The 26,053-nt window shown below is 70.6% G+C and carries 27 protein-coding genes; 7 read left to right on the top strand and 20 right to left on the bottom strand.

The window, feature by feature from the left end:
• Positions 1–21: 21 nt before the first annotated feature.
• From FXO23_RS37585 to FXO23_RS37565, 5 genes are read right to left on the bottom strand one after another with little or no spacing between them, the layout of a single operon-like run.
• Positions 22–807 (bottom strand): class I SAM-dependent methyltransferase, encoded by a 786-nt coding sequence (locus FXO23_RS37585; protein WP_158891291.1) that lies wholly within the window; start codon positions 805–807, stop codon positions 22–24.
• Positions 804–2,270 carry a flavin-containing monooxygenase gene (locus FXO23_RS37580; protein ID WP_158891289.1) on the bottom strand — a complete coding sequence of 489 codons (1,467 nt, stop codon included), beginning with the start codon at positions 2,268–2,270 and terminating at the stop codon, positions 804–806. The genes FXO23_RS37585 and FXO23_RS37580 overlap by 4 nt, the downstream gene beginning before the upstream one ends.
• Positions 2,267–3,190 (bottom strand): ferritin-like domain-containing protein, encoded by a 924-nt coding sequence (locus FXO23_RS37575; protein ID WP_158891287.1) that lies wholly within the window; start codon positions 3,188–3,190, stop codon positions 2,267–2,269. Before FXO23_RS37575 ends, FXO23_RS37580 begins: the two co-directional genes overlap by 4 nt.
• Positions 3,191–3,203: 13 nt before the next feature.
• On the bottom strand, positions 3,204–4,031 hold the full coding sequence (locus tag FXO23_RS37570; protein WP_158891285.1) for an SDR family NAD(P)-dependent oxidoreductase: 828 nt from the start codon (positions 4,029–4,031) through the stop codon (positions 3,204–3,206).
• On the bottom strand, positions 4,028–5,050 hold the full coding sequence (locus FXO23_RS37565) for an alpha/beta hydrolase (RefSeq protein ID WP_158891283.1): 1,023 nt from the start codon (positions 5,048–5,050) through the stop codon (positions 4,028–4,030). The genes FXO23_RS37570 and FXO23_RS37565 overlap by 4 nt, the downstream gene beginning before the upstream one ends.
• A 45-nt stretch (positions 5,051–5,095) precedes the next feature.
• Between FXO23_RS37565 and FXO23_RS37560 the strand changes: the two genes are divergently transcribed.
• Positions 5,096–5,737, top strand: a complete 642-nt coding sequence (locus tag FXO23_RS37560; protein ID WP_246258258.1) for a TetR/AcrR family transcriptional regulator — start codon at positions 5,096–5,098, stop codon at positions 5,735–5,737.
• A 3-nt stretch (positions 5,738–5,740) separates the two neighbouring features.
• On the opposite strand, the gene FXO23_RS37555 is transcribed toward FXO23_RS37560, so the two are convergent.
• Positions 5,741–6,172 (bottom strand): nitroreductase/quinone reductase family protein, encoded by a 432-nt coding sequence (locus FXO23_RS37555; RefSeq protein WP_158891279.1) that lies wholly within the window; start codon positions 6,170–6,172, stop codon positions 5,741–5,743.
• A 108-nt stretch (positions 6,173–6,280) separates the two neighbouring features.
• Between FXO23_RS37555 and rnhA the strand changes: the two genes are divergently transcribed.
• Positions 6,281–6,757 carry a ribonuclease HI gene (rnhA, locus tag FXO23_RS37550; RefSeq protein WP_425484944.1) on the top strand — a complete coding sequence of 159 codons (477 nt, stop codon included), beginning with the start codon at positions 6,281–6,283 and terminating at the stop codon, positions 6,755–6,757.
• 12 nt (positions 6,758–6,769) lie between these two features.
• Complete coding sequence (locus FXO23_RS37545; RefSeq protein ID WP_158891277.1) at positions 6,770–7,123, top strand: VOC family protein; 354 nt, start codon at positions 6,770–6,772, stop codon at positions 7,121–7,123.
• Here FXO23_RS37545 and FXO23_RS37540 read toward each other — a convergent pair whose 3' ends face one another.
• Both FXO23_RS37540 and FXO23_RS37535 read right to left on the bottom strand, forming a co-directional pair.
• A complete protein-coding gene (locus FXO23_RS37540) occupies positions 7,124–9,328 on the bottom strand; it encodes a terpene synthase family protein (protein ID WP_158891275.1) in 2,205 nt (734 codons plus the stop codon).
• Between the two features lie 166 nt (positions 9,329–9,494).
• Positions 9,495–9,995, bottom strand: a complete 501-nt coding sequence (locus tag FXO23_RS37535) for a methyltransferase family protein (RefSeq protein WP_158891273.1) — start codon at positions 9,993–9,995, stop codon at positions 9,495–9,497.
• Positions 9,996–10,052: 57 nt separating this feature from the next.
• Here FXO23_RS37535 and FXO23_RS37530 point away from each other — a divergent pair, with 57 nt between their 5' ends.
• Positions 10,053–10,739, top strand: a complete 687-nt coding sequence (locus FXO23_RS37530; RefSeq protein ID WP_158891267.1) for a histidine phosphatase family protein — start codon at positions 10,053–10,055, stop codon at positions 10,737–10,739.
• Here FXO23_RS37530 and FXO23_RS37525 read toward each other — a convergent pair.
• From FXO23_RS37525 to FXO23_RS37505, 5 genes are all read right to left on the bottom strand, one after another.
• On the bottom strand, positions 10,702–11,469 hold the full coding sequence (locus FXO23_RS37525) for an ABC transporter permease (protein ID WP_158891265.1): 768 nt from the start codon (positions 11,467–11,469) through the stop codon (positions 10,702–10,704). The two genes, FXO23_RS37530 and FXO23_RS37525, sit on opposite strands and share 38 nt — an antisense overlap.
• 28 nt (positions 11,470–11,497) lie before the next feature.
• Positions 11,498–11,854, bottom strand: coding sequence for a winged helix-turn-helix transcriptional regulator (locus tag FXO23_RS37520; protein ID WP_246258257.1), 357 nt, complete (start codon positions 11,852–11,854; stop codon positions 11,498–11,500).
• Between the two features lie 40 nt (positions 11,855–11,894).
• Positions 11,895–12,323 carry an MmpS family transport accessory protein gene (locus FXO23_RS37515; protein ID WP_158891263.1) on the bottom strand — a complete coding sequence of 143 codons (429 nt, stop codon included), beginning with the start codon at positions 12,321–12,323 and terminating at the stop codon, positions 11,895–11,897.
• Between the two features lie 229 nt (positions 12,324–12,552).
• Positions 12,553–12,960: an NUDIX hydrolase gene (locus tag FXO23_RS37510; RefSeq protein ID WP_179956983.1), complete on the bottom strand. Its 408-nt coding sequence runs from the start codon at positions 12,958–12,960 to the stop codon at positions 12,553–12,555.
• 52 nt (positions 12,961–13,012) lie between these two features.
• Positions 13,013–13,777 carry an MgtC/SapB family protein gene (locus FXO23_RS37505; protein WP_158891261.1) on the bottom strand — a complete coding sequence of 255 codons (765 nt, stop codon included), beginning with the start codon at positions 13,775–13,777 and terminating at the stop codon, positions 13,013–13,015.
• Between the two features lie 97 nt (positions 13,778–13,874).
• Between FXO23_RS37505 and FXO23_RS37500 the strand changes: the two genes are divergently transcribed.
• Both FXO23_RS37500 and FXO23_RS37495 read left to right on the top strand, forming a co-directional pair.
• Complete coding sequence (locus FXO23_RS37500; protein ID WP_246258256.1) at positions 13,875–14,555, top strand: helix-turn-helix transcriptional regulator; 681 nt, start codon at positions 13,875–13,877, stop codon at positions 14,553–14,555.
• Between the two features lie 48 nt (positions 14,556–14,603).
• Positions 14,604–15,521 (top strand): hypothetical protein, encoded by a 918-nt coding sequence (locus tag FXO23_RS37495; RefSeq protein ID WP_158891256.1) that lies wholly within the window; start codon positions 14,604–14,606, stop codon positions 15,519–15,521.
• 4 nt (positions 15,522–15,525) lie between these two features.
• Here FXO23_RS37495 and FXO23_RS37490 read toward each other — a convergent pair whose 3' ends face one another.
• The 4 genes from FXO23_RS37490 to FXO23_RS37475 all read right to left on the bottom strand — a co-directional run bounded on the left by FXO23_RS37490 (position 15,526) and on the right by FXO23_RS37475 (position 21,065).
• Positions 15,526–16,944, bottom strand: a complete 1,419-nt coding sequence (locus FXO23_RS37490) for an amino acid permease (RefSeq protein WP_158891253.1) — start codon at positions 16,942–16,944, stop codon at positions 15,526–15,528.
• A 115-nt stretch (positions 16,945–17,059) separates the two neighbouring features.
• Entirely contained in the window at positions 17,060–18,106 is a 1,047-nt protein-coding gene (locus tag FXO23_RS37485) for an MFS transporter (RefSeq protein ID WP_246258255.1), read from the bottom strand.
• Positions 18,107–18,160: 54 nt separating this feature from the next.
• Positions 18,161–19,657, bottom strand: coding sequence for an FGGY-family carbohydrate kinase (locus FXO23_RS37480; RefSeq protein WP_158891251.1), 1,497 nt, complete (start codon positions 19,655–19,657; stop codon positions 18,161–18,163).
• Entirely contained in the window at positions 19,650–21,065 is a 1,416-nt protein-coding gene (locus FXO23_RS37475; RefSeq protein ID WP_158891250.1) for an L-fucose/L-arabinose isomerase family protein, read from the bottom strand. Before FXO23_RS37475 ends, FXO23_RS37480 begins: the two co-directional genes overlap by 8 nt.
• A gap of 101 nt (positions 21,066–21,166) precedes the next feature.
• On the opposite strand from FXO23_RS37475, the gene FXO23_RS37470 reads away from it, so the two are divergent.
• The gene (locus FXO23_RS37470; protein WP_158891248.1) at positions 21,167–22,165 is read left to right on the top strand and encodes a LacI family DNA-binding transcriptional regulator; all 999 of its coding nucleotides are present in this window, start codon (positions 21,167–21,169) and stop codon (positions 22,163–22,165) included.
• Positions 22,166–22,335: 170 nt separating this feature from the next.
• Here FXO23_RS37470 and FXO23_RS37465 read toward each other — a convergent pair whose 3' ends face one another.
• From FXO23_RS37465 to FXO23_RS37455, 3 genes are read right to left on the bottom strand one after another with little or no spacing between them, the layout of a single operon-like run.
• Positions 22,336–23,346 carry a substrate-binding domain-containing protein gene (locus tag FXO23_RS37465; RefSeq protein WP_158891246.1) on the bottom strand — a complete coding sequence of 337 codons (1,011 nt, stop codon included), beginning with the start codon at positions 23,344–23,346 and terminating at the stop codon, positions 22,336–22,338.
• A 15-nt stretch (positions 23,347–23,361) separates the two neighbouring features.
• Positions 23,362–24,417, bottom strand: a complete 1,056-nt coding sequence (locus FXO23_RS37460; protein WP_179956982.1) for an ABC transporter permease — start codon at positions 24,415–24,417, stop codon at positions 23,362–23,364.
• The gene (locus tag FXO23_RS37455) at positions 24,414–25,991 is read right to left on the bottom strand and encodes a sugar ABC transporter ATP-binding protein (RefSeq protein WP_158891244.1); all 1,578 of its coding nucleotides are present in this window, start codon (positions 25,989–25,991) and stop codon (positions 24,414–24,416) included. Before FXO23_RS37455 ends, FXO23_RS37460 begins: the two co-directional genes overlap by 4 nt.
• Between the last annotated feature and the right edge of the window lie 62 nt (positions 25,992–26,053).

Raw genomic sequence — 26,053 nt, 5'->3', positions numbered from 1 at the left:
CCGCTTTCCGGTTCGGAAATCTCAAACGTTCGATGTAAACCCCGGTATCCCGGCGACCGTGGTGGCCCAGGTGTGGACGAAGGTGAGCACGCCGTCCGCATCGCGGGAAGGCCGGAGGCCGGTCTCCGGTCCGCCGTCGAGTTCGGTCCGCATCCGCTCCCGGATTTCCGCGCGGGCGTCCTCCGGGGTGGCGGTGCGGTGCATCCAGTCCTCGAGGTCGAGGGGCTGGTCCTGGGTGGCGGTCGAGGTGACCTCGGCACCCGCCGCGGCCAGCAGGTCGTGGATCTCGGCGAGGGTCAGGGTCGTCCCGTGGCTGGGATCGCGGAGCCGTTCGAGCCGGTTGGTCTCGGCGCGCACCGGTTCCTCGGTGATCATGTCGGTGACGCCGACGCGGCCGCCGGGCCGGGTGACGCGCACCATCTCGCGCACCACGGCGGCGGGGTCGGCGACCTGGTGCAGCGCCAAACGGCAGACCACCAGGTCGAACTGGCCGTCCAGCCACGGCAGCGCGGTGGCGTTGCCCACCAGGAAGGCCATGTTGCCCAGCCCGGCGCTCCTGGCGAGGCGCTGGCCCTGGTCGAGCATCTCCGGGGTCAGGTCGAGCGCGCTGACGTGGCGGACGTGCGGGGCGAGCGCGCGTCCGAGGTGGGCCGCACCCGCGGCCACGTCCAGGACCTGGTCCCCGGCGCCGGGCCGGAGTTGGCCGACGATCCACTCGAGGCCGCGGGCCGCCCAGCCCCGATCGTCGAAGGTCCCCGCCTGGAGGCGGAACTGCTCACGTACCCGGTCGTCGTGCGAGGTGGTCACTTCGCCAGTGTGCTCCTTCGGTCCAGGTGGTAGTCGCCGAGGTCCAGGGTGGCCATCTGGCGGGCGAACTGGGTGGCGAAGCCGGGGAACATGGTGGCGTTGTAGCCGTCCTCGGTGAGGTACCAGCTCCGGCAACCGGAGTTCCAGGTCGTGCGCGCGAGCCGCTTCTGCAGGTTCCGGTTGAAACTGTCCTGGCTTTCCTGGCGGACGTCGAACGCTCGCAGGTCGCGGTCGAGGATGAGCCGGACGGCCCGGACCGCGTAGTCGATCTGGGATTCCATGTACAGCAACGCGGAATTGTGCCCGGGCCCGGAATTGGGGCCGAAGATCAGGAAGAGGTTCGGATACCCGGAAACGCTGACGCTCTTGTACGCGCGGGCGCCTCGGGACCATTCGTCGTGCAGTTTCCGGCCGCCGAGCCCGGTGATCGGGAAGGGCGTGCCCGTTTTGCAGACATCGAATCCGGTGGCGAACACGATGCAGTCGACGTGGTGCTCGATGCCGTCCGCGGTGCGGATCCCGTCCGGGCAGAGGGTGGCGATGGGCCAGGTGATGAGTTTGCAGTTCTCCCGCTGCAGCGCGGGATAGTAGTCGCTGGTCATCAGCATGCGTTTGCAACCGGCCCGGTAGTCGGGCGTGAGTTGCCGGCGCAGCCACGGATCCCGGACCTGGCGCCGCAGGTTGATCCGGGCGGCGGTTTCCACCCCGCGGGTGAACACGGTGTCCCACACCAGCCCGAGCGCGACGGCCTCGTGCCCCCAGAACCAGGCCTGCCGGGCGAGGTCCTGGACGCCCGGGTGGCGCCGGAAGACCGCCTTCAGCCACGCCGGGTGCCGGTGGTTCAGCCGGGGCAGCACCCAGCCCGGGGTGCGCTGGAAAACCTTGACCCCGCTCGCCTTGCCCACGAGTTCGGGAATGATCTGGACCGCGCTCGCGCCGGTGCCGATGACCGCGACGCGTTGCCCGGCCGGATCGTAGTCGTGGTCCCACCGGGCGCTGTGGATCTTGTGCCCGGTGTAGCTGTCGATCCCGCGCAGCTCGGGGAAACTGGCGTTGGACAGCGGTCCGGCGGCCATGATCGCGGTGCGGGCGGTGAACACGCGGCCGTCGGCGGTGTCCGCGGTCCAGGCGCCGGTGTCCTCGTCGAAGGCCAGCCCGGTGACGTCCGCGCCGAACCGGATGTGCGGGCGGAGTTCGAAGCGGTCGACGATGTGGTTGATGTAGCGCAGGATCTCCGCGCTCCCGGAGTAGGCGCGGGACCACTCCGGGAGCGGCGCGAAGGAATACGAGTACAGCAGGGAGGGAATGTCGCAGGCCGCCCCGGGATAGGTGTTGTCGCGCCAGGTCCCGCCCACCTCGGTGCCGCGCTCCAGGATCACGAAGTCGTCGATTCCGGCCTGCCGCAGGCGAATCGCGGCGCCCAGTCCGGCGAACCCCGCCCCGACGACGAGAACGGCCGTCATTTGGACACCGGCTCGTGGGTGAGTTCCCGGGCCCAGGCCGGGGTTCGGCCGAGCAGCCGCTTCGGGATGAGGTTGCTGGCGCGGACCAGGAAATCGGCGAAGAGGTGGTAGGGGTGACCGCGGTCGATCACCATGGCCGCGTGCCGCTTGAGGACCTGGTACGTCGGCACCCGGCGGGTGTTCGCGCTGCGCTCCCCGACGCTGGCGAACCGCTTCATCGCGTTGTAGAGCTGGTTCTCCTTCAGGCCCATGGCGACGATGTTGTCGCGCATGCGGTTCAGCAGCGGGATGTACATCAGGGCGCCGAGCAGCAGGCTCGGCCGCAGGGTGTTGCCGACGGTCTGGATCAGCAATCGCCGCAGCGGCGCGGCGCCGAGCAGGTCGAGCACCTGGAAATCGACGGCCAGGTGGCGGGACTCGTCGGCGTTGATCTTCCGGAACACCTCGTGGCACAGCGGATCGGCGACCTCGTCGAGCAGGAACTTCACCAGCGCCCCGTCCAGGGCCACCTCCAGCATCGGGATCACGGTGCCCAAAATGGACAGTGACATGCCGTCGGAATACCGGTCCAGCCACTGGATGGCGAGCCGGACGTTGACGTTGGGCTCGGGGATCCGGTCGCCCTCCAGCATCCCCCAGCGGCGCATCAGCGCGAGTTCGGCGTTGGCGTGGCGCTGTTCCTCGGCGTGGAAGTAGGTGTAGATCTGCTTGAGCGTGTCGGTCGGCGCTTTCGTCGCCATGGCGGCGAAACCACGCGCGCCGACGTTCTCGATCCACACCAGGTCGGCCATGAACGCCTGGAGTTTGGGCCGTTGTTCCTCGGTGATCAGCTCGGCGCCGGGCGCGTCCCAGTCGATATCGGTCAGGGCCCATTGCCGGTCCTTGATGGTGTTCAGCATGTCGTCGAGTTCGATGGCCACGGCGAGGCTCCTCTCACTGTCCTTGCGGGAACGGCGCGAATCGGCCGAGCAGCCCGGCCGCGCGGGTGTGCACGGCCGGAAGCAGGCGTTTGGCGCGCCAGAGCAGCTGCGCGTCCAGCCTGGGCACGACGTACAGGCGGCCGCGGTCGTGCGCGTCCAGGGTGATGCGGGCGATGCGTTCGGGGGTGGTGCCGGTCAGGCGCATCAACTTGTCCGCGGCGCGCGAAGCGGCGGCGTCGATCAGCTCGTTGCCGATGATGTTCGTCTTGACGAAGGTCGGGCACAGCACGGTCACCGCGACCCCGGTGCCGCTCAGCTCCGCCGCCAGGGTTTCCGAAATCGCCAGCACCGCCGCCTTGCTCGCGTTGTAGGCGGCCATCCGGGGCGCCGCGGCGAACGCGGCCGCGGAGGCGACGTTGATGATCCCGCCGCGCCCGGCGGCGCGCAGCCACGGGGTGAACACGTGGCAGCCGTGCACGACGCCCCACAGGTTCACCCCGAGCGTGCGGCGCCAATCCGGCAACGGGGTCTCGCCGATCACCTGGCCGCCCGCGCCGATGCCCGCGTTGTTGACGATCAGGCCGGCCGGGCCGCCGAGCCACCGCTCGGCGGCCTCGGACAGGTCCCACACCTGCGCCTCCACCGAGACATCGCACGCGACGGCGAGCGCTTCCCCGCCCATGGCCTCGATCCGGGCGGCGGTTTCCTTCGCGGTGGCCAGATCGAGGTCGGCGCAGACGACCCGGCCGCCGCGCCGGGCGAGCTCGAGGGCGAACGCGCGGCCGATCCCGCTGCCCGCACCGGTCACCACCGCCCGCGCCCCCTGGGTCCGGCGTGTCATGAGACCTCCTTCGCTGGAGCGACGCCGGACCGCAGTTCGGTCCGGATGAATCCGGCGGCCCGGTCGAGCGCGGGCGCGGCTTCCGGGATCAGCACCGGCAGCGCCTGGAAGACGTGCATCTGGCCGGGCCACACCTCGAGTGCGCAGCGGGCCCCGGCCGCGCGCAGCGACCGGGCGAGGTGGTCGGCGTCGGCGGCGAGCATCTCCGCACCACCGGCCTGGATCAGGGTCGGCGGGAACCCCCGCGCGTCGCCGAAGGTGAACGCCAGGCGCGGATGGCCCGCCTCGGCGTCCCGGGTGTACAGCTCGACCAGCCTGCGCGCGCGAGCGGCGGAGATCATCGGGTCCCGCCTGACTCGCTCCCGGGCACGGGCCAGTTCGAAGGTGACGTCGGCCAGGGGCGAGAACATCACCACGGCCGCCGGGACGACCCGCCCGGCCCGGATCAGCTCAAGGGTCAGGTCGACGGCCAGGTGCCCACCGGCCGAATCCCCGGCGAGCACGACCCGGTCCGGCGCGTAACCCCGTTCGAGCAGCCAGTCGTAAGCGGCCCGCACGTCGTCCGCGGCGGCGGGAAACCGGTGCCGCGGCGCGAGCCGGTAGTCGCAGGCGAACACCGGAACACCGGTCCGCGCCGACAACCGCGAGGTCAGGCCGCGATGGGTGCGGGCCGAGCAGACCGCGTACCCGCTGCCGTGCACGTACAGGATCACCGCGTCGGCCGCGCCCACGCCGGGCCCGCGGACCCATTCACCGCGAACCCGCTGCCCGCCGGGCGCGGTCGCCTCGGCCCGGCGCACCGCGGTCCCCGGCACGACCGGTCCGAAGATCGCCAGCGAACCGGCGACGATCCGGCGGGACAGCCAAACCCCGTGGCCCGAGGGCGGGATGACGGCCGTGAGCGGCCGCAGGGTCGCCGCGGTGATCCGCGACAGCGCTCGCGCCCGCCGGGACGCCCGCGGCAGGCCGGGCGACGCCGCCCGACTATCTGATGGCACCTGCCATCTCTGATGGCGCATGCCGTCAGATTGTGGTCATCGCGCACCGGTTGTCAAGATGGACCCGTGCGAACCAGGACCTACGGCGGCCGCAGCGCCGAGCAACGCCAGGCCGAACGCCGGCGTCAACTGGTCGACGCCGCCTTGCAGATCTGGGGCGAGCAGGGCTGGGCGGCGGTCACCATGCGCGGCGTCTGCGCCCGCGCCGGGCTGATCGACCGCTACTTCTACGAGAGCTTTCCCGACCGCGACGCACTGCTCGTGGCGGTCTGGGACCAGGTCCGCGACGAAACGCTCGACCTGCTGCTGGCCGCGATCTCGGACAAGTTCGACCAGCACCCGATCACGCAGCTACGCGCGGCGATCGCCGCGTTCGTCCACCACGTCGAAGGCGACCCGCGGCGGGCCCGGATCCTCTTCGGCGAGCACGCGGGCAGCGCGGTGCTCGAAGAACGCCGCCGCGACACCCTGCAAACGGCCACCGACCTGCTCATCCAGGCGGGCCGCCCGTACCTGAAGCCCGACCTCGACGAGAACGCCCTGCGGATGAGCACCCTCATCGGCATCGGCGGGTTCGTCGAACTCATCACCGCCTGGCACGCGGGCATCATCGACACCGACGCCGAGCGGATCATCGACCACACCGCCGAGGTCGGCCAGGTCCTCGGCGCCCAGTACCTGCTCGAGCACCTCGTGCTCAAGCCGTAGCGGTCACTCGACCGGATCGAGCAGGACGAGCGGGATCTCCCGGTCGGTCTTGGTCTGGTACTCGGCGTAGTTCCGGTAGTCGGCGGTGATCTGCGGCCACAGGCGTTCCCGCTCCTCGGGTGTCGCGACCCGGGCCCGCATCGGCTCCGGCGGCTTCCCCTCCAGGGCCACCTCGACCTCGGGTTGGTCGCGGAGGTTGAGGAACCACGCGGGGTGCTGGTCGTCGCCACCGCGCGAGGCCACGACGACGATCGCGTTCCCGTCCCGCAGCGGCGAGGTGAGCATCACCGAGCGGGGACGGCCGGATTTGCGGCCCGTGGTGGTGAGCTGAAGAACCGGCATCTTCGCGACGGTCCACCCCACCCGGCCGCCGGTGACCTTGAGCAGGACGCGGTGGATCGCGTTCATGGTCTTCAAAGCGAAATCGCTCGGCATGCACGGAATCTAGTGCCCGGTGGGCCCGGTGTCGACCGGTCACCTCCACAGTGGACCGGCGGGACCTCGCCCGGGTGGGCGGGCCGGGGGCCGCTAGGGTCACCGATCGTGGTGGACCAGGATTCCGAACCGGCCGTGGAGATCTACACGGACGGCGCGTGCAGCGGCAACCCGGGGCCCGGCGGCTGGGGCGCCGTCCTGCGCTACGGGCGCCACGAGAAGGAGCTGTACGGCGGCGAAGCGGCCACCACGACCAACAACCGGATGGAACTGACCGCCCCCATCATGGCGCTGGAATCCCTCAAACGTTCCTCGGTGGTGCGCCTCTACACCGACAGCACCTACGTGCGGAACGGCGTCATGTCGTGGCTGCCCCGGTGGAAGGCGAACGGCTGGCGGACCAGCACCCGGGAGCCGGTCAAGAACGCCGATCTCTGGCGGCGCCTGGACGCCGCCATCGGCCGGCACCAGGTGGAATGGCTCTGGGTCAAGGGACACGCGGGCAATCCGGACAACGAGCGCGCCGACCGCCTGGCGGTCCGCGGCGTGCGGGAAGCGACCGCGGCGCCGGGCGAACCGGTCTGATTTGATCGACGCATGGCAGTCAGCAGGGTGGTCCCCGACCTCAAGTGCGAGTCACCGGCGGAAGCGAAGGATTTCTACACCCGGGTGCTCGGGCTCGAGGTGGTGATGGATCACGGGTGGATCGTGACCCTGGCCGATCCTGAGCGCCCCGAGGTGCAGCTGAGCCTGATGACCCACGACGCCACCGGCCCCGTCGTCCCGGTCGCCTCCATCCAGGTCGACGACGTGGACGCGAGCTACCGGGCCGCTCGCGCCGCCGGTGCCGAGATCGTGCACGAACTCACCGAGGAACCGTGGGGCGTCCGGCGGTTCTTCGTCCGCGACCCGGACGGCAACGTGATCAACATCCTGACGCACCGCGGATGATCAGGGGCCTACCAGCCTGGTGAACCGCACGGCCGACGTGCCCAGTCCCGAGGGCAGGAACGCGGAGGTCGCCGACGCACCGGGGGAAGCGTTGCGGCGCAGTTCGGGCTCGGTGTACCGCACGCATTTCCGGTGCCATTCCATGATTCCCGACATCCAGTCCTTGAGCCCGTCGGCGTGGCGGAGCAGGACTTCCCGGGCCGGCTCGTCCAGGTTGAACTCGTCGAACAGCCTCGGCAGGTCGTGGGCGAGGATGTGCTCGAACTGGCGCATCCGCGCCGCCATCAGATCGGCCACGATGCCCGCGGCCTGCCACCGGTCCACGTTCAGGAAGTTCTCGCACACCAGGACCATGTTGTGGACTTCGCCCTCGAACTCGATCTCCTTCTGGTAGGAGTGCAGATCGTTGGTGAAGCAGGCGTAGTCCTGCGCCGCGGTGTCCAGTTCGCGCATGGTCCGCGTCTGGTAGATCTCCGGCGGGATCTGGTCCCAGTGCGCGAGCCGGGCCAGGCTCACGGTCATCTCCGAGCCGAACGTCTTGCGCCGCATCTCCACGTAGTCCATCGGATCGGGAATGCGGTTCTGCGCCTGGTTCTCCAGTTCCCACACCCAGCTGGCCAGCATGTCCGACACCGCGGTGCGGAACTCCCGGCGCGCGGGCGCCGCCATCGGCGCCGCGGTACGACGCCACAGATCCGCGAGCCCGCGCTCGAGCGGGTTCGCCGGTTCCGGGGTCGCCCCGGCGTCGAGCGGCATGAACGCGGACAGCCGTTCGGTCTGCAGCCGCGCCGCCGGAACGTCCCGGCTCATGCCGAACACCAGCGGGTAGTAGTCGTCCCCGTAGGTTCCCCAGGCCAGCCAGTCCGACGACAGGTAGAGCTCCTCGAGGCTCGCGTCGGCGTGGATCATCGCCGCGCAGTGCGGCAGGTCGATGCCGCGCATCCGCCGCTCGTCCCAGACCCCGCCGGCCGCCCCCGGCACCGGGTCGAAGAAGCCCATCCGGCGGGCCCAGCCGATCACGTATTCCCGGGCGTCCGCCAGGTGGGGGCTCGTGCGGAACGCGTACGGCAGATACAGCGGCGGCACCGGCAGGTGGCCGACCGCCCGGAACGGGACGTGGGCATGCTGGCGGGTCCGGCGATACAGCCCGGGCCGCAACCGGCTCAGTCCCGGCACGCTCGCCGCGGTGCCCACGGATTCCGCCGCGCCCTCGTTCATGTACCGGCTCGACCGCAGGTGCCACTCGTGCCCCCCGGCCTGCCAGTCCTGCAGCCCCTTGGCGTAGGCGGTGACCCTGGCCTGCTCGTCCGGGGTCGCCGCGTGCTCGGCCAGCAGGACGGGCACCTCGGCCAGCGCGGTGGTCTCGAACTGTTGCAGGCGGGAGGTCAGCAGTTCGTTGGTGAGGTCGGCGGCCTCCTGGGTCGAGCAGTCGAAGAACCGCTCGAACACCAGCACCGCGTTGGCGTTCTCGCCTTCCTCCCGGACCTCGCGCTGGTAGGAGAAGAGGTCGTTGCGCAGGTGGACGCTGTCCGAGAACGTGTCGGTCAGCACCTTCAGCGGCCGGGTCGCGGCCAGTGCCGCGGGGATCTCCGCACGCGCGGCGAATTCGACGAGGTTCGCCGACCACGGCGCGCCGCCGACCCGGCGCCGCATCTGCAGGTACTCGATCGGGTTGGCGATCCGGCCCCGGCTGATGTTGTCGAGTTCCCACATCGACTCGACCATCAGATTGTGCGTGCTGGTGATGAAGCGCCGCCGCCAGTCCAGGGACATCGCCGGAACCGTGCGTTCCCACAGATTCCGCAACCCCGCTTCGGCTGGATTCGCCGGTTCCGGCGGGGTCTCGCCGTCCATGGTCATGAACAGCTCGAGATGGTCGAGATACGCCTTCGCCCCGCCGCGATCACGTGAGTGCTTGTAGTGCTCCAGAAAATGATCGTCGAAGAAAAACACCCAGACGTACCAGTCGGTGATCAAATCCAGCATGCGGCCGTCGCATTCCGGATGGGTGTACCCGCACATCAGCGCGTAATCCATCCTGGCCAGCGCCGCTTCGTCCCACACCACGCCGCCATCGGGTTTCGGCGAATCGAGCATGCCCATTTCCCCGGCCCACGCCATGCTGTGTTCGCGGGACCGGGTCACGTGCGGATTGAGCCGGGCCGGATGCGGCAGGTAGAAATCGGGCAACGTGAAGGGCTGCATGAATGCGCCTACCCCCTGCTGAGTCGGCTCGCTCGGGCCTTTCGACGTTGGCATTCGGCGGCGCGCCGCTACAACCTCCAGCCGAATGAACTCACCCACGATCGGATGAAGCCGCACGTGCACACATAGTGCTTTTCAGGGACCCGAATCGCGATTTACGCGCCGGTCACTCGGCGGGCCAGCCCGAAACGCGCGGCACCCAGCGGGGCACGTGCCGGCGGTACTCGACGTAGTCGTCCCCGAATCGCCGCACCAGACCCGGTTCCTCCAGCAGCGGGATGTAGGTGAAGTTCAGGGCGCAGAACGCCGCGAACCAGATCAGCAGCGGAACCGAGAGCAGTCCGGCCGCCTCCCCCAGCAGCACGAAGAGCACGCCGCTGATCATCGGGTTCCGGACGTGCCGGTACGGCCCGCGCACCACCAGGTGGCGCGGCGGATCGAAGGGCGCGAGCGTGCCCTCGCCGACCCGGACGAACAGGCCGATCGTCCACACGATCAGCCACAGCCCGAGCCCGGCCGAGGCCAGCCCGGCGAGCACCGCGACGGCCCGCCAACCGGCCGGAACACCGTCCGGCAGCGCCGGGCCGAACACCAGGATCAGCGTGGGAACGATCAGGGTCACTGTGAAGGGGGCGATCAGGATCGCCCGCAACTGTCGCCAGAGCATAAATTCATTGTATGTAGAATTAATCGCCGGGCAAGGTCTCCCCGTAACCTGCCGAACGTGACTACTCCCGAAAACGAGACCGAGTACCGGCAGTACCGCTTCCAGCCGCCCCCCGGAGCCACCGAGATCTTCCTGGTCCGGCACGGCGAATCGGCACCGGCGCGAGTGAGCGCACCGTTCCCGCTGGTCGAGGGGCAGGCCGATCCCGAACTGGCCCCGGAGGGCCGGGAACACGCCGACCGGGTGGGCAAGCGGCTCGCCGGCGAGCGCATCGACGCCCTGTACGTCACCACCCTGCGGCGGACCGTCCAGACCGCGGCGCCCCTGGCCGAGGCGCTCGGGCTCACCCCGCACGTCGAACCGGGCCTCCGCGAGGTCCACCTCGGCGATTGGGAAGGAGGCGGGCTGTTCCGCAAGAACGTCGCCGAGAACCATCCGATCGCCCAGCGGATGTGGCGCGAACAACGCTGGGACGCCATCCCCGGCGCCGAATCCGCGGAATCCTTCGCGACCCGGCTCCGCGAGGCCATCGGCCGCATCGCCGCCGCGCATCCCGATCAGCGCGTCGCGGTGTTCACCCACGGCGGCGTGATCGGCGAACTCCTCGCGCAGGCGAGCGGATCCCGGCCGTTCGCCTTCCTCGGCGCGGACAACGGGTCGATCTCGCATCTCGTGGTGACCGGCGACGAATGGCTGATCCGCCGGTTCAACGACACCGCCCACCTGGAGCCGCCGCTCGGCTGATCCGGCCCGCGGCGACCAGCTGGACCACCACCAGCACCGCGATCGCCTCCGCCGCGAGCAAACCGATCAGCACCAGCACCTGGGTGACGCCGGCCTGAACCGGGCCGGCGCCACCCAGCAGCACCCCTACATAAGCGCCGGGCAGGGTGACCAGCCCGACGGTCCGGGTCTGGTCCAGCGGCGGGATCAGCGCCTGGCCCGCCGAAGGGCGGCAGATCTCCAACGCGGCCAAGCGCTGGCCGAAACCCAGCGCGAGCGCGGCCTCGAACTCGCCGTGCCGGGTCGCCAGTTCGTCCAGCGCCCGGCGCGCGGCCTGCGAAGTCGCCGACATCGCGCCGCCGATCACGATCCCGGCGATCGGCACCACCGCGACCGGCCGCCACGGCACCACCCCGGACGCCAGCACCAGGGCAAGTACCGGCGCGACCCCGGCCCCGATCGCCAGCGCGACCCAGCCGATCCGGCGCGGCACGCCGATGCGCCGGGCCGAGGTGACCGCGGCGACGGTGCCCATCAACGCCACGAACGCCCCGGTCCACCAGCCCGACCGCAGGATCGCGACGATCACCAGCGAGACGGCCGCCAGCTGCGCGGCCGCGCGCACGGCGGCGAACAGCACCGCCCGGCCGGAACCCAGTTCGCCCAGCCACACCACCGCGGCCGCGAGGAGGGTGAGCGCGGCCAGCACCACCACGAGCGTCGGGCCGACCGCGATCGACGTACCGGTCACCCCCGAATCCTGCCGCAAGGACCTCGCACTACCGCGGCGCGGCGGGCCCGCTCAGCTCCTCGGCCCACCGCTCCGCCCAGCCGTACAGCGGCCACAACGCCTCGACCAGCCGGGCGCCGAGCGGGGTGAGCCGGTACACCCCGGCGGTGTCGGCGGCCGCGATCCCGGCCTCGCGCAGGCCCTTCAGCCGATCGCTGAGCACGCTGGAGGACATGTCGTCACAGCGGCGCTTCAGTTCCCGGAAACCGGCGGGCCGCTGCTGCAGCTCCCAGATGACCCGCAGCATCCAGCGCCGCCCGAGCAGGTCGAGCGCCGCCATCATCGGCCGTCCCGTGGTCGACCCGCGCACCGGAACGCCGGGCCGGGGCACACCGGAATGGGTCACCAGTCACTCCTCAACTTCGACTTTCCGAAGCGTATCGAGGCTAGGTGATCAGCTTGGCGCAGTTCACCACGCCGTTGCGGCCGACCGTGGTCCGCTCGCTGACCACGACCCCGTCCACGATGATCCGGCAGCCGAGCTCGCCGTCCCCGGCGTTCTGCGCCGACACCGTGACGTAGTCGGTGCCGGGCCCGGTGCTCCGCCGGGGAACCAGTTTCGACCACGGCGTAGTCACTTCGCGTAACTGCTCGATCGCCGAACCCTGCACGACGAAGGTGACGTTGAGCGCGGGACCGCGCCCGGTCAGCTCGTAGGTCACCAGTTGCACGACCGCGGGCGCGACGACCTGTTCGGCGGGCATCGCCTGCACGGCCGGCGCGCCGGGCTCGGTCCGCGAACGGGCGGTGGGATCCGCCACGCCGGACTGCCTGACCAGTGCGATCGTGACGATCCCGGCGGCGAGCACCGCCATCGCGCCAACGAACAGGACGCGCGAACGAAGCACGCGCCGTCGCGGACTCCGGCCCCCTCTGGCCGTAGGAGGAACACCCATGGTGAGGTCTTCTCTCGGCTCACCGCGCTTCCATCAAGCGCGTCGACTACTCCTCGCGAACGGAGCAGCCTTCGTTACCCAGGGCTTACAAGGATATGGCATATTCACTCGTTCGGATGTCAGTTTGTCGTACTTCCGCCCCACCTATTCAGTCGATGCGATGGGCCTCGCTGAGCATGCTGAGCACGCGCTTTCCGGCGGGCGGGCAGATCCCGGCATCCGCGGCGGCCAGCCACCGCGCCTCGGCGATCTCCCGCCCCGGCCGCAGTTCACCCCGATGCCGCGCGGTGTAGGCCGTCATGTGCACCCGGCGGCCGTCGGCGTACCCGTCCGCCTGCTCGTGCAGGACGCTGAACAGGCTGAAGCTCATCGGATCCAGTTCCACCCCGAGCTCCTCGCGGACCTCCCGGCACAACGCGGCGACATCGCTCTCCCCCGCCTCCCGCTTCCCGCCGGGCAGGTAGAACTTCCGCTTTCCGGTGGTCCGGACGGACAACAACCTCCGATCCTTGATCAGGATCCAGGCCAGGCTGTCGATGTACGGCTTGCTTTCCACGCCGATCACGCTAACCCGCGCTTTCGCCCGCCCGGCACCGAATTTTCGCCGCCTATTCGCTGGTGTCGTCGATGTCACCGGTGTCCACCGAGAGCACCCCGTGCTGCTCGGACAACGCCGTCAGCAGCTCGTTGGTGGTGCGCGGGCCGAGCAACCGCATCCGCAGGTCGATCACCTGCTCGGTGCGCAGCGAGGTGCGGCCGTACCCCTCGTCCTCCTCGGGCATCCGGCGCTCGGTGCGGACCTGCTCGACGCGGTAGCCGGATCGCGTGGCCAGTTCGAGGATGGCCCGCAGCGCGCCCTGGCCGTCGCGGTAGCTGACGCGGATCACGGTGGTGGCCGGGCGGGACCGGCGGAACAGCCGGATGAGCGGCGGGTAGCCGTACACCACCAGGAAGTGCGCGGCGGTGACGAACGCGGCGAGCAGTGGAAGCCCGGCGGCGCAGGCGCAGCCCACGGCGACGCTCACCCAGACCACGGCGGCGGTGGTGAGCCCGCGGACCACGTCCCGGCGGACGAAGATGAGGCCGCCGCCGATGAACCCGATCCCGGAAACGATCTGCGCGGCGACCCGCGACGGGTCCAGCACGATCCGCCCCTCGGCCAGCACGTCGGTGAAGCCGTACTTGCTGACCAGCAGGAACAGCGCGGCGCCGAGGCCCACCAGGGTGTGCGTGCGCAGCCCGGCGCTCTTCTGCTTGAGCTCGCGCTCCAGCCCGATCAGCGAGCACAGCACCAGGGCGGTGAGCAGCTCGAGGATCTGTGTCCAGCCTTGACCCGACGGCTCGCCGAAGCTCCAGGCCAACGTCTCGCGCATGAACGAACCACCTCTCGTCGCGGTAGGAAACCGTCCCGGACCAGTGATCTTCCTCCTCGCCCCCGGAAATGTCGGACCCACCCGCCATCATGGGGGCGTGTACCGCGAAGCCCCGCCACCCGAGCGCCTGCGCCAGGCCGTGCGCTGCCTGTGGTGGGCCGAGCTGTCCGGGGCCAAGCGGATCGTCCCGGACGGCTGCCTCGACCTGATGGTGGGCGGGGGCCAGGTCTTCGTCGCCGGGCCGGACACCCGCGCCTGGGACACCACGGCGCCGCGCGGCGCGCGCCTGCACGGCATCCGCTTCCGGCCCGGCCACGCCCCGCGCGTGCTCGGCGTCGCCGCCGACGAACTGCGGGACCAGCGGGTCGACCTGGCGGACCTGTGGGGGCGGCCGGGGGCCCGGGCCGCCGAACGGCTGCTCGAGCGCCCGTCGCTGCTCGCGGAGGTGGTCGCGGGCAACCTTCGCGAACCGGACGATCCCGAGGTCGGCGTGCTGCTCGCGCGCCTGGACGCCGGGGCACCCCGGGTGGCCGCGGCGCTGTCCGGGATCGCGGTGAGCGAGCGGCAACTCCGGCGGCGGTTCACCCTCGCGGTCGGCTACGGGCCCGCCACCTACCTGCGGGTCACGCGGCTGCAGCGCGCGCTGGCCGCGGTGCGCCACACCGCCGACCTCGCCGCGCTCGCGGCCGAGAGCGGATACGCCGATCAGGCGCACCTGAGCCGGGACTGCCGCGAGCTGACCGGGCAGACCGCACGAGCGTTCTTCGCCAGGCCATGACCGTTCCGTTCAAGACGAGGCGCCCGGTTCGCTCGTAGGCTGGCCGCTATGTCCACTTCAGACAGTCACATCATCCTGCGGGCACAGGAGTTCCTGCACACCCATGCCCGGCTCCTGGAACGGCGGCTGGCCGGGGCGTGGTTCTCCGGCGACGATCCGGCGGCCGCGGTCGCGGTGCTGGACGCGCTGGCGGCCTACCGCAATGCCGACGGCGGGCTGGGCCACGCCCTGGAACCCGATGTGCGCGCACCGCTCAGCCAGCCGCTGGCGGTCGACTTCGCCCTGGAAACCGTGGAACAGGTGCTCGAATCCCCGGCGGGCGGGCACGCCCGGGTGCGCGATGCGGCCCGGGCGTTCGCGGCGAGCGTCGAGCCGTACCTGGCCGCGGTGGCCGCCCCGACCGGCGGGCTGCCGATCGTGTTCCCGTCGATCGCCCGCTGTCCGCGGGCCGATCACTGGGGCGACGGCCGGTTCCCGCCCGGGATCAACCCCACGGCCGGCATCGTCGCGCGGCTCCGCCTGCTCGAGGTGTCCACGCCCTGGCTCGACGCGGCCGAGGCGTTCTGCCGCAAGGAGATCGACGCGCTGTTCGATCGGGACGAGTTCGACGCGCACGCGGCGCTGAACGTGCTGCGGTTCCTGGAAAGCCTCGGCGAGGATCCGTGGGCCGCCGAGCGGACCGCTCAGCTCGCCGGGCGGATCGGCGAGCTGAGCTTCTTCCACCTCTACCCGGGCGCGGGATACGGCCTCACCCCGCTCGATTTCGCGCCCGAGCCGGAGAATCCGCGACGCGCGCTGTTCCCGGCCGACGCCGTCGAGGCCCACCTCGACGCGCTCGCCGAAGGGCAGGCCGCGGACGGCGGCTGGACGGTGCCGTGGCAACCGCCGGGCCCCGCCGCCGAACTCGAGTGGCGCGGCGTCGTCACCGTGCGCGCCGCCCGGGTCCTGACCGCGAACGGGCGCTGACCAGCTAGTCGGCCGCGCGGACGGGTTCCTCGGCCTGCGCGGGCTGGTTCCGGCGCACGCCGAGGAAGTACCCGAGTGCGATGACCACGCCGACGATCGGCGTCACGTACAGCGCGATTCGGGTGTCCTCGGAAAATCCGAGCAGCACCACGACCAGGAGCAGGAACGCGAGCCCGAAGTACGCGGTCCAGGGCGCGCCCGGCAGCCGGAAAGCCGACGCGGGCAACTCGCCCGCGTTCACCTTGCGCCGGTAGCGCAGCTGGCAGATCAGGATCACGCCCCAGGTCCACAGCACGCCGACGGTGGCCACGCTGGTGATGTAGGAGAACGCCTTCGCCGGAACCACCGCGTTGATCAGGATGCCGAGCGCCATCACCGCGGCCGAGGCGTAAATGCTGTTCGCGGGCACCTTGCGCGAGGAGAGCTTGGTGAACGGCTTCGGCGCGGAGCGCTGGGTCGCGAGGGTGCGCAGCATCCGGCCGGTCGAGTAGATCCCGGAGTTGCAGGACGAGAGCGCGGCGGTGAGCACCACGAAGTTGATGATCCCGGCCGCGGCGGGGATGCCGATGGTCTCGAAGGCCTTCACGAACGGGCTCTTGCCCGCGTGGAACTCGGTCCAGTTGACCAGCGAGAGCAGCACGATCAGCGCGCCGACGTAGAACACCGCGATCCGCACGACCACGTTGTTGATCGCCTTCGGCAGCACCTTTTCCGGGTTCTTCGCCTCCCCCGCGGTCACGCCGATCAGTTCGACGCCGAGGTAAGCGAACATGACGCTCTGCAGGGCGAGCAGCGCCTTGCCCGCGCCGTTCGGGAAGAACCCGCCCAGGTTCCAAATATGCGCGAAGGACGCGGTGTCCCCGGCGGGCCCGAAGCCGAAGATGATCACGGCCAGGCCGAGCAGGATGGCCCCGACGATGGTGACCACCTTGATCATGGAGAACCAGAACTCGAACTCGCCGAAGATCTTCACCGAGATCAGGTTCGCCAGGAACAGCACGCCGAGCACGACGGCGGCGGTCACCCACTGCGGGATCGACTTGAACCAGAACTGCACGTAGATCCCGGCCGCGGTGATCTCGGCCATCGCGGTGACCACCCACATCAGCCAGTACACCCAGCCGGTCGTGAACGCCGCGAACCGGCCGATGAACTCCTCGGCGTAGTCGACGAAGCTCCGGGACACCGGGCGGTAGATGAGCAACTCGCCGAGCGCGCGCATGATGATGAAAATGGCCGCGCCCGCCACGGCGTAGCAGGCGATCAGCGCCGGGCCGGAAGTCTCGATGGCCGCGCCCGCGCCGAGGAACAGGCCGGTGCCGATCGCCCCGCCGATCGCCATCATGCTGATCTGGCGGTTCTTCAGGCCGCGCTGGTAACCCTCGTCGTCCACGCCCGTCGGCTGGCTGGCTGCTGTACTCATCGTCGGCCCTCCACGACCCTGTGGGATCGGCTGTGCGGTTGGTTAGCGGTGGTTCACTCCCGCCAAGATCGCACGATATCCAGCACGCCGTGGTGACGAACACACGGCCCCCGCCTCAGCCGACCGACTCGGCCTCGGGCGACCGGGCGTGGCGCAGCGGTGACAGGGAGATCGCGATCGCCTGGACGATCAGTCCGGTGACGGCGATCCAGAGCGCGGTCCGGTTCCCCAGGCCGTCGGCCAGCGCCCCGCCCAGCGGCGCGCCGAGGACGATCATGCCGCGGTTCAGCGAACGCATCGTCGCGTTCATCCTGCCCTGCAGCCGGTCCGGCGTCACCGACTGCCGGTAGCCCATCTCCGCGGGGCCGTCGAGGCCGATGGAGAACCCGAACAGGAACTGGGCGCCGCACAGCAGGACCAGCCCAGCGGTCCCGGTGGTGGCCAACGGGATCAAGCCGTAGGCCACCGGGGTCACCCAGCGCCCAGCGACGATGGCCCGGCCGGGGCCGAACCGCCGGGTCGCCGGTCCGGACAGCGCGGCGCCGAGCACGCCACCGACCCCGCCCAGCGCGTAGGTCAGGCCGAGTGCGACCGCGTCGAAGCCGAGCTCGCCGAGGACGAAAACCGCCGAGACCGTGCTGACCATCCCGGTACACAGGAACCACGCGTGCGAGGTGACCGCGAGCGGGGCGAGCATCCGGTGCCGGTACACCCAGGACAGACCTTCCCGCAGTTCCCGGCGCAGGTCGCGGGATTCCGCCCGGGGAACCGGTTCCCGCGTGCGCAGGGTGGCGAGCACCAGCCCGGAAGCCAGGTAGGAAGCCGCGTCGACCAGGATCGCGACCGGCGCGCCGATCGCCTTGACCAGCCACCCGGCGAGCATCGGCCCCGCGGTCTGGGCGACCGAGCTGGTCTGTTCCAGCCGCGCGTTGGCCGCGGTGAGCAGCGGGGCCGGCACCAGCCGGGGCAGGTAGGACTGGTGCGCCGCGTCGTAGACCAGCGACAGCGCGCCGAACACCGCCACCAGCGCGCAGAGGACCGGCATGCTCAGCAGTCCGGTGACGGCCAGCAGCGGGATCAGTCCGAGCAGCGCGGCACGGGCGAGATCGGCGCCGATCAGGACCGGGCGGCGGTGCCGGTCGACCAGGACCCCGGCGAGCAATGTCGGCCGCCCAGAACCGGACGAACTCCGGATGGCCGAGCAGCCGCGCCCTGCTCACCCCGCCTGGTCCGCCGCCCGCTGCTGCTCGGCCAGGAAGTGCGCCACGTCCACAGTGGACGGATAGAGTTCCCGGTACCGCGCGTAGAACTCGTCGTACAACGGGGTTCGTTCGGGATCCGGCCGGACCGTCGTGGCGACCGGGTTCCAGGCCGCGACATCGGGTTCCAGCCCGGTCGCCACCCCGGCGAGCAGGGCGTCGCCGAGCGCGGCGCCGATCGTCTCCGCCGGGACCTGCTGCTCGGCCCCGGTCACATCGCTCACGATCTGCGTCCACAGGCCGCCCTGGGTGCCCCCGCCCACCGCGACCAACCGGCGCGCGGCACCACCGGAAGCGCTCATCGCCTCCAGGTTGTGCCGCACCCCGTAGGCGATTCCTTCCAGCGCCGCCCGGTACAGCTCCCCCACCCCGTGGCCCGTGGTGAGCCCGGCGATGACGCCGCGGGCGTCCGGATCGAACAACGGGGTGCGTTCGCCCGCGAAGTACGGCAGCAGCAACAGGCCGCGGCTGCCCGCCGGGGCCTTGGCCGCATCGGCGACCAGTTCGGTGAAGTCCCGGCCGACGAGTTTGCGCAGCCAGTCGGTGATCGCGCCCGAGGTGGCCATCCCGGCGGCGAGCGAGTAGGTGCCGGGGAAAGCGCCGCGGGTGGTCCACAGCCCCGGATGCGGCCGCGGATCGGCGAGCACCTGGATCAGGAACATCGTCGTCCCGTACATCACCATGGTGTCGCCGGGATCGGTGACGCCCACGCTGGCCGCCTCGGCCCACGCGTCGACCGTGCCCGCGGTGACCGGAAGTCCTTGCGGCAGGCCGGTTTCCGCCGCCGCCCGGGCGGTGACCGTGCCGACCACCTCGGTCGGCCAGGCCAGGCGGGGCAGCGCGATCCCCGGGGCGACCAGTTCCGCCCAGTCGGCCGCCCAATCGGCGGCGCGCAGGTCGTACATCGGGTCGCACTGGCTCGCCGAATGGTGGTCCAGCACGTACTCGCCGGTCAGCCGGTGCACCAGGTACGAACTGGCCATCAGGAACAGGCTCGTGCGTTGGTATACCTCGGGTTCGTGGCGGGCCAGCCAGCGCCACTTCGGGCCGACCGCCTGCGAGGACAGCGGCGTGCCCCCGCGCTCCACAATGGACTCCGCGCCCAGTTCCCCGTTCAGCTCGGCGATCTCGCGGGCCGCGCGGGTGTCCACGCCGTAGAGGATCGCGGGGCGCAACGGACGCCCGTCCGCGTCCGCCGGCAGCAGCACCGGACCGATCCCGGACACCGCGAGCCCGGCGATCCGCCGCCCCTCGGCGGCCGGCACCAGTTCCCGGGTGAGCGCCAGGAAGTCCTGCCACCACACGGTTTCCGCGTCGTGCTCCACCCAGCCCGGATGCGGGTACGACGTCTCGTGGGCCCGGCTGGCACGGGCCACGATCGTTCCGTCCGGATCGACCAGGACCCCCTTGGAACTCGAGGTCCCGATGTCGATGCCCAGCAGCAGATCAGCCACGCGACCACTCGTCGAGCCGCACGCCGAGCAAGTCCGCGACCGCGCGCAGCTCCGCGCGCCGGTCACCCGGGATCGCGTGGATGTGGTTCGCGCCGAACTTCGACAGGAACAGCTCGCCGGGCGCGTCGAGGCGGGCGAACGCGTGCGGCCACTCCGGGGTGGACTGCTGGACCAGCTCGTTGTTCGTGGCCTCGTCGTAGCTTTCGAATTCGCCGAGCATCAGCTGCAGCCGGTACTCCCCCGCCTCGCGGGTCAACCGGCCCAGCGTCATCTGCCCCGGCGCGGCGATGTGCTGGACCGAGGCGCCACCGGCGGGGAAGAAGAACACTTCCGGGTAGAAGTTCACCTTCGCCAGGTTCTCCGCCGGGTCGTCGCTGCGGGCCGCGTACCAGGTGGCGTGCTGCCCGGAATTGCACAGGTCCCAGATGTCGCGGCCGGCGTGGTAGTGGCGGACGTCGGCGAAGAGCACCGGATCGCCGGAGATCTTGTGGAACAGCTGCATGGTCAGCGCGCCGTCCATATCCGCCTCGGTGGCGGTGACGTGGACGTCCTTCGGGCCGTTCCAGTCGTAGGGATCGTTCAGGAACGCCTCGGTGACGTCCATGGTCGCGAAGTGCTCGGTCAGCTCGGGCTGCCCCTTGATCCCGGAGAAGTCCAGGTTCCGCTCCGCGATGATGTCCCGGATGGCCAGGTACGACCGGATCTGCCGCTCCAGCAGTTCCGGGGTGAGCTTCTTGCCGTCGTAGTGCACCCCGGCGGCGTGCGACTCGATCCACTCCCGGGCCTTGGCCGCCTCCGTCGCGTCGGCCCGCTCCGCGCGCAGCACGAGTTCGTACTGGTCGATCTCCTCGACGTCGACGCCGAACTGCCGCATCCATTGGTCGGTGTTGGCGACCGCGGTGTTCATCCCCATCGGGCGGCCGCCGAACCGGCCGAACGTCGAACCGCGCAACGAGGCCACCGCCGCCGCGGCCCGCGCGTGCACGCCGACCTTCGCGGCCAGCTCCGCGTCGTCCGGCGCGCCCCAGAGCCGGGTGTGCGTGCGGCCGATCTGGTCCAGCGCGCCGCCCGCGGCGAGCATGCCCACCAGGCCGGGCTCGGTCGGATCCGTGCTGGCCACCAGGATGATCGGGCTACGGGTGGCGTCCGCGGCGAGCATGGTGAAGTGCGGGAAGCTCCAGACCGCGTAGTAGAAGATCGTCACGTCCACGTCGGCCGCCGCCACCTGGCGCGAAACCGACGTGGCCAGGGCGTTGGTCGCCACCGCGTCCGCACCCACGACGACCTCGTGCCCCGCCGACCGCAGGGTGTTCACCAGGCCGTCCTGTTTGGACCGGATGAACTCCGCGTTGCGCGCGTGCACATGGTCGCGGCCATCGGAAATACTGATCACGCCGATGCGGGCCACGGATCCTCCTGGGTCGGGTAATCGTTTACTCAAGACGCTATTCTGCACGGTGGGCACTGTCAATAGGTGCCGGTACTGGCCCGGGAAGAGGGGAGGTCGCGGTGGCGACCATCAGTGACGTGGCGGCACGGGCCGGTGTCTCGACGGCCACCGTGTCGCGAGCGTTGAACGGGAAGTCCACTGTGGACCCCGAACTGGCGGCCCGGGTGCAGCAGGCCGCGACCGAGCTCGGCTACCACCCCAACGGCCTGGCCCGCAGCCTGCGGCGGCAGGAGACCGCGGTGCTGGCGCTCATCATCTCGGACGTGGAGAACCCGTTCTTCACCGCGATCGCCCGCGGGGTCGAGGACGTCGCCCAGACCCGGGGTTACTCGGTGGTGCTGTGCAACTCCGACGAGAACGCCGAGAAGGAAGGCCGCTATCTCGACGTCGCCGTGCAGGAACGGGTGGCGGGGGTGGTGCTCTCGCCCACCGGGGCCGAAACCAAGGTGGAGGTGCTGCGCCAGCGCGGCACCCCGGTGGTCGCGGTCGACCGCCCGCTCGTCGGCGCGGAATCCGATCAGGTGCTGGTGGACACCCGGCTCGCCGCGTACGAGGCCACCGAACACCTGCTCGCCGCCGGCTACCGGCGGATCGGCTGCGTGACCGGTCCGGCCGGGGTCCGCACCGCCGACGACCGGCTCGCCGGGTACCGGGACGCCCTGCACGCGGTCGGCGCGGAACGGGATGCCGAACTCGTCCGCCGCGCCGAATACCGGGCGACCGGCGCGAAACAGGCCGCGCTCGAGCTGCTGGACGAACCGGAACCGCCGGACGCCCTGCTGGTGGCCAACAGCGCGATGGCGATCGGCGTCCTGGAAGCCCTCGGTTCCCGGAACCTCCGGCTGGGCGCCGATGTCGGCGTGGTCGCGTTCGACGACGTGCCGTGGGCGACGCTGATCAACCCGCCGCTGACCGTCGTCGCGCAGCCCGCCTACGAACTCGGCACCGTGGCCGCCCGCCTGCTGCTGGACCGGATCAGCGACAACACCCGCGAGGTCACCACCCGCACCCTCGGCGCCCGCCTCATCGCCCGCGGCAGCACCCAGCGCACCCCCTGACCCCGCTGGCGCGAGTCCCCCCGTTTCGGACGTGCGAGTTCCCCGTTCCGGTCTACCGAGTTCCCCATTTCGGTAGGTGAGTTCCACGCCCGGGAGCGCACGGGAAAGTGCCGCCACTTTCGTGCCCTCGCTGATCGAAAGTGGCAGCACTTTCCGCCAACCGCGAGGCCCTACCCGCGGTTGAGTTCGGCGTAGACCTGGGCCGCGTTCTCCTTGGTGACCAGTTTCGTCGGCAGCGTCTGCTGCTTCGGCACCTGCTGGCAGTCCACGAGGATCTTCTTCGCCGCCTCGATCGCCTCCTTGCCACCGGTCGGGTAGAGCAGCGTCGCCGACAGCCGCCCGGCTTCCACCGCCTTGAGGCCGCCGGATTCGATCGGCAGGCCGTCGATGCCGGTGATCGGCAGGTCGTTCTTGCCCGCGTTCTGCGCCGCGATCCGCGCGCCCTCGCCCATCGGGTCGTTGTGCGAGTAGATGGCCTGGATGTCCGGGTGCGCCTTGAGGATCGCGTCCGCCTGCTGCTGGCCCCGGTCCCGCAGCCAGTCCCCGTCCGCGGTCGCCACGATGTCGATGTTCTTGCCCTTGATCCCGTCCCGGAAGCCGTCGCCGCGCTCCTTCGCCGGTGTCGAACCGGCGAGCCCGCGGATCTCGGCGATCTTGCCGCCGTTCGGGAACAGCTTCTCGGCGAAGTACCGGCCCGCCTGGCGGCCGATGTCGACGTTGTCCGCGCCGATGAACGACGTGTACGCCTCGCCGTCCACCTTGCGGTCGAGCACCAGCACCGGAACGCCCTTCTCGATCGCGCGCTTGACCGGCGCGGTGAGCGGGGTCGCCTCGTTCGGGCTGATGATCAGCAGGTCGATCTGCTGGGTGAGGAAGTTGTCCACCTGCTCGACCTGTTTCGAGTTGTCCTGCGCGGCGTCGGCGAAGTTGACGGTGAACTGCGGCACCGCCGCCGCGGCCTTGCGGATGTCGTCGTCCATCCGCTCGCGGTAGGGCTCGGCCACGTTCGCCTGGCTCATCCCGATCGTGTACTTGCCCCCCGCGCCCTTGCACTCCTTCTGCTGCCCGGCCTGCCCGCCCGGCTGGGAGTTCTCACTGGTCGTGCCGCACGCCGAAACGGCGAGCAGCGCGCAGGCGGCCAGCGCGGTGACCCGGGTACCGCGACGTGACTTCGTTGTCATGGCAATCCTTTCCTTTCACGAACCGGCCGAAGCCGGGCGAAGTCGCTGCAACCCCGCGGCGAGCACGATCACCAAACCGATGATCAGCAGCTGGATGTTCGAGTCGATGTTGTTGAGGGCCAGGATGTTGCGCAGCACGCCGACGAGCAAGGCCCCGGCCACGGTGCCGACCACCGAACCGCGCCCGCCCATCAGGCTGGTGCCACCGATGACGACCGCCGCGATCGCGTCCAGTTCGTACATCGAACCGTCGTTCGGGCCGCCGAAGTTGAGCTGCCCCGCGTGCACGATCCCGGCGAGCGCGGCGAGCAGGCCGCAGATGCCGAACACGATGATCTTCACCCGGGTCACCGGCACCCCGGACAGCCGCGCGGCCTTCTCGTTTCCGCCGATCGCGTAGACGTGCCGGGAGAACGCGCTCATCCGCAGCAACGCGATCGCGAGCGCGGCGACCACGATGAAGATCAGGGCGGGGATCGGCACCAGGCCGTTGAACGTGCGCTCGCCGAGGAGTGAGAACACCACCGGCGCCTGCCCGGGAGCATCCCCGTAGGTGATCGAGATACCCTGCCCGCCGGACCAGATCCGGGCCAGGCCCCGGGCGATCTGCATCCCGGCCAGCGTGACGATGAAGGCCTGGATCCCGAACTTCGCGATCGCCACCCCCTGCAGCAACCCGAAGGCCAGGCCGATGACGAGCACGATCAGCACCGCGGTGAACGCGCTGAAGTCGTTCTCCACCAGCAACATCGCCGCGCCGACGCTGGCCAGCCCGAGCACCGAGCCGACCGAGAGGTCGATGCCGCCGATCAGGATCACCAGCGTCATCCCGACCGCGAGGATGCCGATCTCGGAGATCGACCGCACCACGTTGAACAGGTTCCCCGAGTCGACGAACACCAGTTCGCCGTTCTTGCTCGGCGAGAACACCACCGCGGCGATGAAGACCAGAACGAGCCCGAACAGGCTCTGGAACTTGAACAACGTCTCCACGAAATCCGCGCCGCGGGAACGTTCCAGATTGGGATCCAGCGGCGCGGGTTCGGGCGCGACGCGGGTGTCTTCGGTCATGACGCCTCCCCCACCGCCAGCTCTTCGAGAGCCGCCGCCTCGCCCATCGAGGCCGCGAGCAGGTCCGCCTCGCCGACCTCCCCGGTGCTCAGTTCACGCACGTTCTTCCCATCCCTCAACACGATCACCCGATCGCACACCCCGATCAGCTCGGCCGGTTCCGAGGACGCGAGCAGCACGCCGACCCCGCGCCCCGCGATCTCGCCGAGCAGCCGGTAGATCTCGGCCTTGGCGCCGACGTCCACGCCCCGGGTCGGCTCGTCGAGCAGCAGCAGCGACGGTTCGGTCAGCAGGTTGCGGCCCAGCACGATCTTCTGCTGGTTGCCGCCGGACAGCGAGCCGACCGGACTGGTGATCGACGCGAGCTTCACGCCGAGCCGTTCGGTCGTCTCGCGGGTGGCACGGCGCTCAGCCGCCCGCGACACCGCCCCCAGCCGGGCAATTCTGTCCACAATGGACAAGACGGTGTTGGCCAGCACGGAGTGCTCCAGCGCCAGCCCCGCGATCCGGCGGTCCTCGGGCACGAACGCGATCCCCAGCCGCAACGCGTGCCGGGGGCCACGGGGCCGGATCGGCTTGCCGTTCAACAGGACCCGCCCGCTCCAGGAGCCCTTGGAGCCGACGCCGTACAGGGTTTCCAGCAGTTCGGTCCGCCCGGCGCCGAGCAGACCGGCGAGGCCCACGATCTCGCCCTTGCGCACCCGGAGGCTCAGCCCGGCCGGATCCCGTCGCCCGGGCCGCGGGCGCCGCAGCCGCACCACGAGGTCCTCGACCCGGAGCAGGTCCTCGCCGTCCGGTTCCGCGGTGGTGCCGCTCTCCGCGCGGAACATCAGGTTCAGCGGGCGCCCGACCATGGCCTCGGAAGCCTGCGCGGCGGTCATCGCGCGCGCGTCGAACTCCGCGACCACGGAACCGTTGCGCAGCACCGTGGCACGGTCCGCGACCCGGCCGATCTCCTCCATGCGGTGGGAGATGTAGACGATCCCGGCCCCGGACCGGCGCAACTCGGCGATCACCCCGAACAACTGCTCGACCTCGTGCGAGGACAGCGCGGACGTCGGTTCGTCCATGATCAGGATCCGGGCGTCGAACGAGAGCGCCTTGGCGATGGTCACCAGTTGCTGCTCGCCGGTCCGCAACAGCTCGACCGGTCGCCGCGCGTCCAGCTCGACCCCGGTGCGGGTCAGCAACCGCTGCGTCTCGCGGACCATCCGGCGCCGGTCGACCGTGCCGAGCCTGGTCTTCGGTTCCCGGCCGAGGAACACGTTCTCGGCGATCGACAGCGCCGGAACGAGGTCCAGCTCCTGGTGGATCATCGCGATCCCGGCCCGCTGGGCGTCGGCCGGACTGGTGAAGCGCACCGGCGTCCCCGCGATCCGGATGTCGCCCCGGTAGCCGGAAACCTCGCCGGAGAGCACCTTCATCAGGGTGGACTTCCCGGCGCCGTTCTCGCCGAGCAGTGCGTGCACCTCGCCGGTTCGCACGGTGAAGTCGACGCCTCGCACGGCCTGCACGCCGCCGTAGGACTTGCCGACGCCAACCATGTCGACCAGCGCGCCGTGCTCGTCTTCCATCTGCACCGGTCCCCACTGCGCAGTGCCACCGAGAAATCGATTACCCGACGAAGCTAGATTGA

The organism is Amycolatopsis anabasis, assembly GCF_009765355.1.
Taxonomy (GTDB): Bacteria; Actinomycetota; Actinomycetes; order Mycobacteriales; family Pseudonocardiaceae; genus Amycolatopsis; species Amycolatopsis anabasis.
This window is presented reverse-complemented; position numbering and strand designations above follow the sequence as displayed.